This is a genomic window from Rhizobium sp. CF122 (assembly GCF_000282035.1).
GTDB lineage: Bacteria > Pseudomonadota > Alphaproteobacteria > Rhizobiales > Rhizobiaceae > Rhizobium.
On record NZ_AKKA01000073.1, the window covers coordinates 50,962 to 63,005 of the forward strand.

The window sequence follows — 12,044 nt, forward strand, 5'->3', positions numbered from 1 at the left end:
ATCGACGGTCACGCCCTGACCGGTTCATAGCGCAGGATCACCGCGCCCCTCTTGGTCGTCGTGCTATCGAGCAGTTTCAGTGGAAGCTGCTGGCTGGCCGGCTTGAAATGCGGATTGCCGCCGCCGAGGATAACGGGGACAAGGCAGATGCGGATCTCATCCACCAGCCCCTCCTTCAGGAGCGAATCCGCGAGCTTGGCACTGCCGAAGATGAAGATTGTCTTGCCCGCTTCACTCTTCAGCTTCTTCAGTTCTGCGACAGGGTCGCTGACGACGCGCGTGTTGTTCCAGTCGGCCGCCGTCATCGTCCTCGATACGGCAATCTTGGCGATGCCGTTCATGTATGCCTTGATTTTCTCCTCGCTCTCGGCTGTCGGCCAATAGGCGGCCATACCTTCATATGTCTTGCGGCCGAAGACGAGCAGGTCGCCTTCCTCGCCAAACTGCTCGGCATAGCGCTCCAGCTCCGGACCCCAGGCAAGATTGTGGAAGTCGATATCCCACGGTTTCGTGCCTTCGAAATAGCCATCAAGCGTCATCAGATTCCAAACGATAAGCTTTCTCATCTCTCGTCCTCCTCAAAACTGGTTGCGATTAACAATCGGTTGAAAGCTAGATTGACTGATGGCAAAATGCAAGCAGTTTTTTGGGAGAACCTTATGGACGATGCTCACCGCTCCGGCTGCCCGATCAATCTGACGCTGGAGGTGCTCGGCGATCGCTGGAGCCTGATCGTCATCCGCGACATCATGTTCGGCAGTCGGCGCCACTTCCGCGAGCTGCTGCAGAATTCGGAGGAGCGGATTGCCTCGAACATTCTGGCCGACCGCCTGCGCCGCTTGGTCGACAGGGGATTGCTGACGCGTGCGGACGATCCGACGCACAAGCAAAAGGCAATCTACAGTCTGACTGAAATGGCGATCCAGCTGGTGCCGATCTTCGCCCATATGGGGGCCTGGGGCCGCAGATATCTTCCGGTTTCGGAGGAGCTCTCCATTCGCGCCGAGCTTCTGGAGACCGGAGGTGAAAAGCTCTGGGAGGAATTCATGGACGAGTTGCGCGCCAAACATCTCGGCAAGAAGTTGCCTCCGGAAACGCCGTCCGTACTCGCACGCCTGACCCAAGCCTATCTCGATCTTGTCGCCCGAAAGGCGAAATCGGCCTGATCAATCCTTGCGAAACACCACGCTGGCACCCCAGCCTGTGATGAGCGCGAGGAAGACGGAGAGCAGGCCATAGGCGATCGGCTGCGCATGCGCCGCGTCCGTAATCATCTGCTCGATCCCTGTCTTGATTACGCGCAGCGGAACCGACTTCTCGGTGAGGAAGCTGCCACTCTTGAAGAGATAGGCGCGCACGGTATGCACGCCGTTCGGAATATTTGCCGGCAACCGCAGGCTTGCCTTGAAAAGGCTGGAGCTGACGAAACGCACGCCGCTTGGATCGCGATCGTAGAGGCCGCCGCTTTCCTGCAGCCGGCGAAAGGCTTGCCGGAATTCGCCGAGATTGCTGGCATTGCCGACGAAGCCGACCGGCGTCAGCGGAATGTGATCGATGCCGATCCCCCTGTCCGTGAGGTCAAGCGGCGTGGTGATGTCGTCAAGCATGCGCGAGCTCGACATCGAATAGGAGTGCGGCACCGCTTCGAAGGTCATCGACCGCGTATTGACCCAGATGCCGAACACCCGCTCCTTCCGGCGCACGGTCGCGTCTTCGCGCGGGCCCTCAAGAACGACGACCACATCATACTGGCCGATCGCCAAAAGCAGGCTGTCGGTGTTGGTCACGGCTCCAAAGATCGTCAGGTCTGCGCCGCGAAAATCCGAAGTGATGGCGATTTCGCTGGTGGACGTGCCGATTTCAAGCCCTTCGGCGGTCGCCTGCGTGGCTTGGCCCGGGAGCAGCATTTGCGCGGTCGCGATAGCAGGCAGCGTCGTGGCGCAAAATAGCAGAGCGGCGAGGAAGCGGTGCATCAATTCGCTCCCATGACCACGGAGTAGACATCCGCTGGCGTTACGACCAGCGCAACGGCAAGGCGAAGGCCGACGGCGAGTACGAGAAGCCCGAGCAGCGCACGCAGCTGCTCGCCACGCAGCTTCTGTCCAACGCGCACGCCATACTGGGCGCCGATCACGCCGGCAATCATCAGGATAAAGGCGAGCACGATATCGACCGAGAAGTTGGTGGCGGCCTGCACGACCGTCGTATAGGCGGTCACGAAAATGATCTGGAACAGCGACGTACCGACGACCACATTGGTCGGGATGCGCAGGAGATAGATCATCGCCGGCACCATGATGAAGCCGCCGCCGACGCCCATGACCGACGTCAGGATGCCGATGCCGAAGCCGAGCGTGACGACAGGGATCACGCTCAGAAAGATCTTCGATTTCTTGAACCGCATCTTGAGGGGCAGCTTGTGCACCCAATGGTGATGGCCGGGGCGTCGCGGCGTTGGTGGCACGTTCTTTGCCGCGCGACGCATGGCATTGACGCTCTCGAGCAGCATGAGCCCGCCGACCGTGCCGAGGAAGATGACGTAGAGCAGCGAGATGATGAGATCGAGCTGGCCGATCTGTCTGAGCAGCGAAAAGATCCAGATGCCGACGGTCGCGCCGGAGAGGCCGCCAACGAGTAGCACGGTTCCAAGCTTCACATCGAGCGTTCCACGCCGGAAGTGTGTGATGGCGCCCGAGATGGAGGAGGCGACGACCTGGTTGGCGCCGGTGGCGACGGCTACGACCGGCGGAATGTTATAGAAGATCAGGAGCGGCGTGATCAGGAAGCCGCCGCCGACACCGAACATTCCGGAGAGAAAGCCGACGGCCGCCCCCATACCGAGAATGATGAAGATGTTCACCGACAATTCTGCGATAGGCAGATAGATTGTCACAGCAGACCCCGATCTATGAACTGCCCCCACAGGCAGGCGTTCTTACATCCCGTTCGAATGGCGCATCATACGGTGAAATCGTTGCCAGAGGATTTCGATACGCGACGTGCAATCCGTCCGATAGCGTGATCACTCTCGAATATTCAGGCTTTTTTTGGGTTTTATGGCAGACCTTTAGAGGGCGAGCCTCACAGGATCCATCGTTATGCTCGAGCCGTCGCGGTTGAATGCGACGCACCCGCCGACTAGGGTCGACACGGCATGATCTGGGGGATTCGCGTGAAGGCAGGATTGGTTCGTTGCTTGTTGGCTGCTTGGGTCCTGCAGCCGATTGCGGCAAAGGCGGAATGGCAGCCGGTTGAACAGGTGCAGACCTATGCGGTGACTGGCAGCTCCGGCGCAGCGCTCTACGATTCGATCGGCGAGCACGCTCCCGAGCTTGGCGGCAGTCGCGCGGTGGCGCATACGACGTTCAAGCTGACCTGGACGAGAAAATACGAGCGCCGTGGCGATGCCTGCGTCCTGGCTGTGGCGCGGCCGAAGCTGATCATCACCTATACGCTGCCGAAGCCCACCACAAAACTTCCTATGGCCACTCAGGCAAGCTGGGCCACCTTCGTTGCCGGCATCGAAACGCATGAGCGGGTGCATGGGGACTACATCAAGGAAATGGTCAGGGATATCGAGGCGATGAGCGTAGGGCTGTCCGCCGACGATGACCCCGACTGCCGCAAGATCCGGGTCGAGCTGACGAAGCGGCTCGGTGAACTCTCCGCGCTGCAGCGACAGCGCGGCCGCGACTTCGACAAGGCCGAGATGAGCGAGGGCGGCAATATCCGCCGCCTCATCTTGCAACTCGTGAACGGCCCCTGAGTTGGGGCGTTGCATACCGGATGGCCCGGCATGCCTGTCATGGATGGCTTAGCCCAAAGCGGCGCGGGCGACCGGGGCAAGATGCGGCCAGACCTCGAGGGAGCCGCGATAGATCATGCTCAGCGCCACGTAGACGATGATGGCCAGACCGAGGTACGCGATCCAGTGGTAGCGGTTGAGCAGGCGCGCGATGAAGTTCGCCGCGATGCCCATCATGGCGATCGACAGGATCAGGCCGATCACAAGGACCGTCGGATGCTCGCGGGCCGCTCCGGCGACGGCGAGGACGTTGTCGAGCGACATAGACACGTCGGCGATCACGATCTGGCTGGCCGCCTGGTAGAAGGTCTTCTTTGGCGCCGCGCCGCCTTCGGCTCCTTCCGCGTCACTGCCGCTGCCGTTGCGCAGGTCGCGCCACATCTTCCAGCAGACCCAGAGCAGGAGAATACCACCGGCAAGCAGCAGGCCGATGATCTCGAGAAGCTGGACGGTGACGCTGGCAAGCGCGATACGCAGTACAGTGGCGGCAAGAATACCGACGAGGATCGCCTTCTTGCGCTGGTCAGTCGGCAGCCCCGCCGCGGCGAGGCCGATGACAACGGCGTTGTCGCCGGCAAGCACGAGGTCGATGAGGATGACCTGCAGAAGCGCCAGCAAGCCGGCAGATGTGAAAATTTCCATGATGTGACAATCCCTGACATACGAAACGCCTGCCGGCGCGCCGCTAACGCATAAATGATCGTGGATCTCCTTATCAAGAGGCTGAGGGACATTGTGGAAAAGTTCTCAGGCCCGTTGATGTTCCGCCCCGTCGATTGAGCACCCTTCATGCATCGTTGTTAGGGCGCTTTCCGGATGCATCGAACTCTTTGTATGGCCCGGGATTGGCCATGACGTTCTGAACGTGCTAGCGAGAGCCGCAAAAGGCCCCAGCACGCATGACGGAGGGGCACAGCAACGCTTTCGGACTCCACGCAGACATGATTCGTATCGAGAATATCAGCAAGCAGAACAGTCACCGGATCCTCTTTATCGAGGCCTCAGCAGCCCTCAACAAAGGCGAGAAGATCGGTCTCGTCGGCCCGAACGGTGCCGGCAAGACGACGCTCTTTCGTATGATCACCGGGCAGGAACAGCCTGACGAAGGCCAGGTCTCCGCCGAAAAGGGCGTGACGATCGGCTATTTCAATCAGGATGTCGGCGAGATGGCTGGCCGCAGCGCCGTGGCCGAGGTCATGGAAGGCGCCGGGCCCGTCAGTGTCGTCGCGGCTGAACTGCGCGCGCTCGAAGCGGAAATGATCGATCCGGACAAGCTCGACGAGATGGACCGGATCATCGAGCGTTATGGCGAAGTCCAGGCGCGCTACGAGGAGTTGGACGGCTATGCGCTCGAGGGCCGTGCGCGCGAAGTGCTGGCTGGTCTCAGCTTCACCCAGGAGATGATGGACGGCGACGTCGGCGCGCTGTCGGGCGGCTGGAAAATGCGCGTGGCGCTCGCCCGCATTCTCCTCATGCGCCCTGACGTCATGCTGCTCGACGAACCGAGCAACCACCTGGACCTCGAGAGCCTGATCTGGCTGGAAGAATTCCTGAAGACCTACGACGGTGCGCTTTTGATGACCTCGCACGATCGCGAGTTCATGAACCGCATCGTCGGCAAGATCATCGAGATCGACGCCGGCTCGTTGAACAGCTACTCCGGTGATTACGGCTTCTACGAGCAGCAGCGGGCGCAGAACGAGAAACAGCAGCAGGCGCAGTTCGAGCGCCAGCAGGCAATGCTGGCCAAGGAAATCAAGTTCATCGAGCGTTTCAAGGCGCGCGCCTCGCATGCATCGCAGGTGCAGAGCCGCGTCAAGAAGCTGGAGAAGATCGACCGTGTCGAGCCGCCGAAGCGCCGCCAGACAGTCGCCTTTGACTTCCTGCCGGCACCACGGTCCGGCGAAGACGTGATCAACCTGAAGAACGTCCACAAGAAGTACGGCAGCCGTACCATCTATGAAGGCCTGGACTTCATGGTCCGCCGCAAGGAGCGTTGGTGCATCATGGGCATCAACGGCGCCGGCAAGTCGACTCTTTTGAAGCTGGTGGCGGGTTCCACCGAACCGGATCAGGGCAGCGTCGCCCTCGGCGCCAGCGTCAAGATGGGCTACTTTGCCCAGCACGCCATGGATCTGCTCGACGGAGATCGAACGGTGCTGGAATGGCTGGAGGATTCTTTCCCCCAAGCTGGGCAGGCACCGCTGAGAGCGCTCGCGGGATGCTTCGGTTTCTCCGGTGACGACGTCGAGAAGAAGTGCAGGGTTTTGTCGGGTGGCGAGAAAGCCCGGCTCGTGATGGCCAAGATGCTCTTCGATCCACCGAACCTGCTGGTGCTGGACGAGCCGACGAACCATCTGGATCTCGACACCAAGGAAATGCTGATCAAGGCGCTGTCGCAATACGAGGGCACCATGCTGTTCGTCTCGCACGACCGGCATTTCCTCGCAGCCCTTTCCAACCGCGTGCTGGAACTGAAGCCCGACGGTATCCACCAATATGGCGGTGGCTACACCGAATACGTTGCCCGCACCGGCCAGGAAGCGCCCGGCCTGCGCAGCTGACGACACCACAACGAATGCCGGTGGCCGGCCCCTGCTAGCCCCTCGCCCCGGGGTGCTCGGGTTCGCCGGGGCGGCCACCTTCAACGTCAGCATTTCGGTGCGGCCAGCAGGCCAGGAAAGGCGCTGAGCCGTGGCCTGAGTTCCGGCTGGCGCCGTGCCGCCTCCGGAAGGCGTCGTTCCGTCCTCGTCGGCCCGCGTGCAAGGTGGGAAATAGCGGTGATAGCGCGCCTCGGGCTGCATCTGCGCCGCCGTCAGTCTGCCGCGGCATGCCCGGGCGCGACGGCAGGCGGGGATGTGGCAATCCTTCCAGAAACCGCATTCGCTAGCCGCAAGCCGGGTCATCACGCAGCCGCCGGCCACGCCTTTTCCTCATCGCCGACAAGCCCTCCGTCCTCCCAGTTCATGGCTTCGACAACGGCAAGCACCTCGGCCACCGGCAGGGCAAGAAGTCTCTTCAGGAACAGGCCGCTTGCCATGCGTTTCCACGCGGGCTTGCCGCCATGTATTCTCGCGCCAACGACGCTAGGGGTGATGCGCTGCTTTAACGTTTTTTGCGGATAGGGCTTTTCTATGCTCGGCAGTTGGCTCCGCGTGAAATGGCTTACATGGGGTGGAGAAAGACGGTTTGCTCCTTACTTCAGGGAGGAGATGGGAAATGAAGAGCAAAAGGACCCGCGCAATGGCAAAGAACACGATCTGCCTGTGGTACGACAAAGACGCTGAGGCTGCTGCCCGCTTCTACGCTGAAACCTTTCCCGACAGCGCCGTGGGTGCCGTCATTCGTGCACCTGGGGACTATCCGGACGGTAAGCAAGGAGACGTGTTGGTTGTTGAATTCACTGTCGCGGGTATTCCTTGTATCGGCTTGAACGGCGGTTCCACGTTCAAACACAACGAAGCCTTCTCATTTCAGATCGCAACTGACGATCAGGAAGAAACCGACCGCTACTGGAACGCTATTGTCAGCAATGGCGGCCAGGAGAGTGAGTGTGGCTGGTGCAAAGACCGATGGGGTGTGTCCTGGCAGATCACGCCGCGGGTGCTGATGGAAGCGCTTGCGGCAGGCGGGGAGCAAGCAAAGCGCGCTTTCGATGCGATGATGACCATGAGGAAGATCGACGTCGCGGCGATTGAGGCGGCCCGGCGCGGCTAATCCACTGTGTAGTTACGTAGACTTCTGGCTGCTTCGAGACCACTATGACGGATGCAGAGACGATCATCATCGGCGCCGGACCGGCAGGATTGGCTTGCGCCGTGGCGCTGCATGCGCGTGGACGCTCGTTTGTCGTGCTTGAGAAGGGCGATACGCTCGCCGCCGCCTGGCACCGCCACTATGATCGCCTTCGGCTGCATACCCACAAGATGCACTCGGCCCTGCCGGGAATGCCGATGCCGCGGCGGTTCCCAAAGTATCCGTCGCGGCTGCAGGTTATCGAGTATCTCGAAACCTATAGCTCTTCGAACGACATCGAGGTCCGGTTTGGCGTGCGCGCGACGACGATCCGCAAGGACAAGGCGTGGACCGTGGAGAGTTCCGAGGGGACATTCCAGGCGAGCAACGTCATTGTCGCGACCGGCCTCGCAAACGCGCCGATAAGGCCGACCTGGGAAGGACAGGAGCTGTTTGCGGGCAAGCTTCTCCATTCCTCGGAGTTCAGGAATGCCGCGGCGCTTGCGGCTGAGCGCGTCCTCGTCGTCGGCTTCGGCAATTCGGCCGGCGAGATCGCCCTTGAATGCGCCGAGGCCGGCCTTGATGTCGGGATGTCCGTTCGCGGCCCGATCAATGTCGTGCCGCTTGAACTGTTCGGACTGACGAGCGCCAGCATCGCCATAGCCCAGCGGTTCCTTCCCTATCGCCTGGTCGATGCGGTGAATGCGCCGATCCTGCGCCTGCGGTTCGGCGACCTCGGGAAATTCGGACTGGAAAGGGCAAAACGGGGACCACTGACCGGCATCGTCGAAAGGGGCCGCACACCTCTGATCAACATCGGAACGATCGAGCGCATCCGGTCGGGGGATATCAAGGTGTTCCCCGCAGTGACGAAATCCGAGGAGCGGCGTGTGCATTTCGCGGACGGCCGATCCGGCATGTTCGACGCGATCGTCCTGGCGACCGGCTACCGGGCGGGGCTCGATGCGCTTCTGCCCGATTTCGAAGGGAGATTTGGCGGCGCCGACGGCCCCGCCCGCGGCGAGCTTCAACCGGCAAATGACGGCCTCTACTTTTGCGGCTTCACCGCCGTACCGACCGGCCTGCTCCGGGAAATCGGGCTCGAGGCGGAGAAGATCGCTGCGTCTATCGCCAAAGAGTGATTTGCGACCGTGCAACAGTTTAGGTCCTGTCGCAATCCGACTGGAACTGGCGAGACCGCCCACGGCCCCTTGAACTTCGTGATGCTTCGAGCAAGTGCCTGATTGGCAGCCCTCTCCGGAAAAAGGAAATTGCGATGGCGTATCGACTACTGTTGATCGGATTACTTCTAGCTATAGCTAGCCCAGCGTCACTCGCTCGTGCCGACGATTGCGTGAACACCCAGGACCAGGCGACGATGAATGAATGCGCGGATCAGTCGCTGAGAGAATTCGATGCCGAACTCAACTCGGTCTACAAGCAGGACGAACAGCGTCTGAAAAATCCAGATACCATCAAACTACTGGTCTCGGCACAGCGAAGCTGGGTCGCCTTCCGAGACGCCGAGTGCACGTTTTCCAGTTCCCGCGTGGCAGGAGGCAGCGTCTATCCGATGGTCTATTCGACGTGCCTGGATGGGCTGACCCAATCGCGCACCAAAGAGCTGAAGGCCTATCTAAAATGCGAGGAAGGCGACATGAGTTGCCCGGTTCCGGCTGCGGACTGACTTAACCGCTTCTATCACCCCTACGGCTGAAGCATTGGCGCATGATCGGGCGGAACGATTGGCGTTTGCCGGCGTCCTAAGCGCGCCTATGGCAAAGGGCAGCGGTACTTGCCTTCGACCAGCGTCATCATCAGGTCGTCGCTCGCGGCATCGCGGACACCCGGGTTCTCCTCAAGGAATGTGTACAGCATGTCGCTTATGGCTGCGGCCGTGGTCCCGACCGGAATACAGAAATTCGCACCGATGGAGTTGGCAAAATATGCGGAGTTCACCATCGCTTTCGATGTGGGAACGGCATCCACGAAGTTACGGCGGGCCAAGTAATCGTCCCTGTTCCACTTGTCCATCCAACCGCTGACGTAGCCCGCGACGAACTGGCGCGAGCCTCTGCAATCAGAGAGAAGAAGATCGCCATTGGAAAAGCCAGACGGCACTTTCGCCGAAACCGTTGCAAGTATGATCGCGGTCAGGATACCAGACATTGCGCCTCCGTCGTCGTTTGGCGAAGGGAGCTTTGGCTGGGATCGTGTCGAAAATTAGCCTGGCGTGTCGTTCTGTGGCGCTGCAATCAAAAATAGCGATCGCACAGGGAGAGGCAGCTCACGCCGCCTCCTTCTCCTTCGCATAAGGGTCGAAGCGACCGTAGAAGGTTTCGCCCTTGGCGGCCATGTCCTTCAGCAGCGCCGTCGGCTTGAAGTGTGCGCCGTAAGTTGCCGCAAGTTTCTCGCAAAGTTCCACGAAGGCCTTCACGCCCATGCCGTCGATGTAGGAGAGCACGCCACCGGTGTAGGGGGCGAAGCCGAAACCGAGGATGGAGCCGACGTCGGCTTCGCGCGGATCGGTGACGATGCCTTCCTCGATGGTGCGCGCTGCTTCCAGCGCGATGGTGACGAGGAAACGCTGCTTCAACACGTCGACATCGACCTCTTCTGCCTTCTTCTGCGGGTAGAAAGTCCTCAGCTCCGGCCAAAGCGACTTCTTGGCCGGTTTCGCCGGATAGTCGTAGAAGCCCTTGCCGTTCTTGCGGCCGCGGCGGTCGAGTTCGTCGACCATCTTGTTGATCAGTGCCATGTGCTTCGGATCGACGGCGGCCTCGCCGAGATCGGCAGCGGTGGCCTTGAGGATCTTCTGCGAGAGATCGATCGCGACTTCGTCGTTCAGCGACAGCGGACCGACCGGCATGCCGGCCATTTTGGCGGCATTCTCGATCATGACGGGCGGGACGCCCTCGATCAGCATGTCGTAGGCTTCGTGAATGTAGCGGAAGACGCAGCGGTTGACGAAGAAGCCGCGCGTGTCGTTGACGACGATAGGCGTCTTCTTGATGGCGGCGACGTAATCGAGCGCAACGGCGAGCGCCTTGTCGCCGGTCTGCTTGCCGAGGATCACTTCCGTCAGCATCATCTTCTCGACCGGCGAGAAGAAATGCACGCCGATGAAATCGAGCGGACGCTTGGAGTTCTTGGCAAGGCCGGTGATCGGCAGCGTCGAAGTGTTGGAGGCAAAGATGGCGCCTTCCGGCAGCACTGCCTCGACGGCCTCGATTACGGCCTTCTTGACCTCGCGATCCTCGAAGACGGCTTCGATGACGAGATCGGCATCCTTCAGATCGGCATAGTCTGCGGAGGGGACGACGCGCGCCAGCAGCGCCGCGCCCTCGTCCTGCGTAAGGCGTCCCTTACCGATTGCATCCTTCACCAGGCCTTCACCGACGCCCTTGCCCTTGGTCGCCGCTTCCATGTCGCGGTCGATAAGGGTGACGGGGATGCCGGCGGCGGCCGTCACATAGGCGATCGAGGCTCCCATGAAACCGGCGCCGACGACACCCACCTTCTTCAGCTCCGTCTTTGCAACGCCGGCGGGGCGGCGGGCCCCTTTGCCGAGCTCCTGCACGGAGATGAAGAGCGAACGGATCATCGAGAAGGCTTCGTTGGTCTGCAGGATCTCGGTGAAATAGCGCTGCTCGATCTTAAGACCGGTGTCGAAGGGCACCTGCAGGCCTTCATAGACGCATTTCAGGATGGCGAGTGCTGCCGGATAGTTGCCTGATGTCTCGCGGCGCAGGATAGCCGGAGCTGCCGGCCAGAGCTGGGCCGCGGCCGGCGTCCAGATGCCGCCGCCTGGCGCCTTGAAGCCCTTTTCGTCCCAAGGGGCGACCGGCTTCAAGCCATCCTTGATCATCTGTTTCGCGGACGGGATCAGCTGATCCGGCTCGACCACCTGATGGACGAGGTTCATCGCCTTGGCGCGCGCTGCCGTCAGCGACTGGCCTGTCGTCATCATCTGCAGGGCCGACTGGGCGTCCGCCAGGCGCGAGACGCGCTGCGTACCGCCAGCGCCCGGGAAGATGCCGACCTTGACCTCGGGCAGGGCGATCTTCACCGACTTGGCATTGGAGGCGACGCGGCCATGGCAGGCGAGCGACATCTCGAAGGCGCCGCCCATGCAGGTGCCATTGATCGCCGAGACCCACGGCTTGCCCGAGGTTTCGATCTTGCGGAAGAGGCCGGTCATGCGGCCGACGAGATCGAAGAGTTTCTGCGCGGCGCCATCGGGGTTGGCGGCCTTCTCGTGCTGGTAGAGCGAGAACATCGACTTGATCATCGAGAGGTCCGCGCCGCCTGAGAAGCTCGATTTGCCGGAGGTGATGACCGCGCCCTTGACAGCGCTGTCGGCGACGACCGCATCAACGATGGCGTCCATCTCGTCCATCACCTCCTCGGTGAAGACGTTCATGGATTTGCCAGGCATATCCCAGGTGACAAGGGCAATGCCGTCTGCGTCTGTTTCGACGGTGAAATTCTTGTAGGTCATCGT

13 protein-coding genes are annotated in these 12,044 nt (G+C 61.1%); 6 read left to right on the forward strand and 7 right to left on the reverse strand.

What is annotated here, in order from left to right:
- Window positions 1-8: 8 nt before the first annotated feature.
- On the reverse strand, window positions 9-566 hold the full coding sequence (locus PMI09_RS16355) for a dihydrofolate reductase family protein (protein WP_007796332.1): 558 nt from the start codon (window positions 564-566) through the stop codon (window positions 9-11).
- A 93-nt stretch (window positions 567-659) separates the two neighbouring features.
- Here PMI09_RS16355 and PMI09_RS16360 point away from each other — a divergent pair, with 93 nt between their 5' ends.
- The gene (locus tag PMI09_RS16360) at window positions 660-1,166 is read left to right on the forward strand and encodes a winged helix-turn-helix transcriptional regulator (RefSeq protein ID WP_007796335.1); all 507 of its coding nucleotides are present in this window, start codon (window positions 660-662) and stop codon (window positions 1,164-1,166) included.
- On the opposite strand, the gene PMI09_RS16365 is transcribed toward PMI09_RS16360, so the two are convergent.
- Entirely contained in the window at window positions 1,167-1,973 is an 807-nt protein-coding gene (locus PMI09_RS16365; protein WP_007796338.1) for a TIGR02186 family protein, read from the reverse strand.
- Window positions 1,973-2,893 carry a sulfite exporter TauE/SafE family protein gene (locus PMI09_RS16370; RefSeq protein ID WP_007796342.1) on the reverse strand — a complete coding sequence of 307 codons (921 nt, stop codon included), beginning with the start codon at window positions 2,891-2,893 and terminating at the stop codon, window positions 1,973-1,975. The genes PMI09_RS16365 and PMI09_RS16370 overlap by 1 nt, the downstream gene beginning before the upstream one ends.
- A 261-nt stretch (window positions 2,894-3,154) precedes the next feature.
- Between PMI09_RS16370 and PMI09_RS16375 the strand changes: the two genes are divergently transcribed.
- Window positions 3,155-3,766 carry a DUF922 domain-containing Zn-dependent protease gene (locus PMI09_RS16375; protein WP_007796344.1) on the forward strand — a complete coding sequence of 204 codons (612 nt, stop codon included), beginning with the start codon at window positions 3,155-3,157 and terminating at the stop codon, window positions 3,764-3,766.
- Window positions 3,767-3,814: 48 nt separating this feature from the next.
- Here PMI09_RS16375 and PMI09_RS16380 read toward each other — a convergent pair whose 3' ends face one another.
- Window positions 3,815-4,447 carry a TerC family protein gene (locus PMI09_RS16380; protein WP_007796345.1) on the reverse strand — a complete coding sequence of 211 codons (633 nt, stop codon included), beginning with the start codon at window positions 4,445-4,447 and terminating at the stop codon, window positions 3,815-3,817.
- Between the two features lie 299 nt (window positions 4,448-4,746).
- Between PMI09_RS16380 and abc-f the strand changes: the two genes are divergently transcribed.
- The gene (gene abc-f, locus PMI09_RS16385) at window positions 4,747-6,369 is read left to right on the forward strand and encodes a ribosomal protection-like ABC-F family protein (RefSeq protein ID WP_037083356.1); all 1,623 of its coding nucleotides are present in this window, start codon (window positions 4,747-4,749) and stop codon (window positions 6,367-6,369) included.
- A 341-nt stretch (window positions 6,370-6,710) separates the two neighbouring features.
- Here the strand turns inward: abc-f and PMI09_RS32545 are convergent, their stop codons facing one another.
- Window positions 6,711-6,845 carry a hypothetical protein gene (locus tag PMI09_RS32545; protein WP_007796350.1) on the reverse strand — a complete coding sequence of 45 codons (135 nt, stop codon included), beginning with the start codon at window positions 6,843-6,845 and terminating at the stop codon, window positions 6,711-6,713.
- Window positions 6,846-7,048: 203 nt separating this feature from the next.
- Here PMI09_RS32545 and PMI09_RS16390 point away from each other — a divergent pair, with 203 nt between their 5' ends.
- The 3 genes from PMI09_RS16390 (at window position 7,049) to PMI09_RS16400 (ending at window position 9,227) form a co-directional block, all read left to right on the forward strand.
- On the forward strand, window positions 7,049-7,522 hold the full coding sequence (locus tag PMI09_RS16390; RefSeq protein WP_037083359.1) for a VOC family protein: 474 nt from the start codon (window positions 7,049-7,051) through the stop codon (window positions 7,520-7,522).
- Window positions 7,523-7,566: 44 nt separating this feature from the next.
- Complete coding sequence (locus tag PMI09_RS16395; protein WP_007796355.1) at window positions 7,567-8,682, forward strand: flavin-containing monooxygenase; 1,116 nt, start codon at window positions 7,567-7,569, stop codon at window positions 8,680-8,682.
- Window positions 8,683-8,894: 212 nt separating this feature from the next.
- Complete coding sequence (locus tag PMI09_RS16400) at window positions 8,895-9,227, forward strand: lysozyme inhibitor LprI family protein (protein ID WP_244423780.1); 333 nt, start codon at window positions 8,895-8,897, stop codon at window positions 9,225-9,227.
- 86 nt (window positions 9,228-9,313) lie between these two features.
- Here PMI09_RS16400 and PMI09_RS16405 read toward each other — a convergent pair whose 3' ends face one another.
- Both PMI09_RS16405 and PMI09_RS16410 read right to left on the reverse strand, forming a co-directional pair.
- The gene (locus PMI09_RS16405) at window positions 9,314-9,709 is read right to left on the reverse strand and encodes a Rap1a/Tai family immunity protein (RefSeq protein ID WP_007796357.1); all 396 of its coding nucleotides are present in this window, start codon (window positions 9,707-9,709) and stop codon (window positions 9,314-9,316) included.
- A gap of 118 nt (window positions 9,710-9,827) precedes the next feature.
- On the reverse strand, window positions 9,828-12,041 hold the full coding sequence (locus tag PMI09_RS16410; protein ID WP_007796358.1) for a 3-hydroxyacyl-CoA dehydrogenase NAD-binding domain-containing protein: 2,214 nt from the start codon (window positions 12,039-12,041) through the stop codon (window positions 9,828-9,830).
- Window positions 12,042-12,044 lie beyond the last annotated feature (3 nt).

Coding starts and splice junctions, on each gene's coding strand:
- PMI09_RS16380 (WP_007796345.1), bottom strand. CDS start 4,447: ATGGAAATTTTCACATCTGCCGGCTTGCTGGCGCTTCTGCAGGTCATC.
- PMI09_RS16360 (WP_007796335.1), top strand. CDS start 660: ATGGACGATGCTCACCGCTCCGGCTGCCCGATCAATCTGACGCTGGAG.
- PMI09_RS16410 (WP_007796358.1), bottom strand. CDS start 12,041: ATGACCTACAAGAATTTCACCGTCGAAACAGACGCAGACGGCATTGCC.
- PMI09_RS16355 (WP_007796332.1), bottom strand. CDS start 566: ATGAGAAAGCTTATCGTTTGGAATCTGATGACGCTTGATGGCTATTTC.
- PMI09_RS16395 (WP_007796355.1), top strand. CDS start 7,567: ATGACGGATGCAGAGACGATCATCATCGGCGCCGGACCGGCAGGATTG.
- PMI09_RS16375 (WP_007796344.1), top strand. CDS start 3,155: ATGATCTGGGGGATTCGCGTGAAGGCAGGATTGGTTCGTTGCTTGTTG.
- PMI09_RS16365 (WP_007796338.1), bottom strand. CDS start 1,973: ATGCACCGCTTCCTCGCCGCTCTGCTATTTTGCGCCACGACGCTGCCT.
- PMI09_RS32545 (WP_007796350.1), bottom strand. CDS start 6,845: ATGGCAAGCGGCCTGTTCCTGAAGAGACTTCTTGCCCTGCCGGTGGCC.
- abc-f (WP_037083356.1), top strand. CDS start 4,747: ATGATTCGTATCGAGAATATCAGCAAGCAGAACAGTCACCGGATCCTC.
- PMI09_RS16405 (WP_007796357.1), bottom strand. CDS start 9,709: ATGTCTGGTATCCTGACCGCGATCATACTTGCAACGGTTTCGGCGAAA.
- PMI09_RS16390 (WP_037083359.1), top strand. CDS start 7,049: ATGGCAAAGAACACGATCTGCCTGTGGTACGACAAAGACGCTGAGGCT.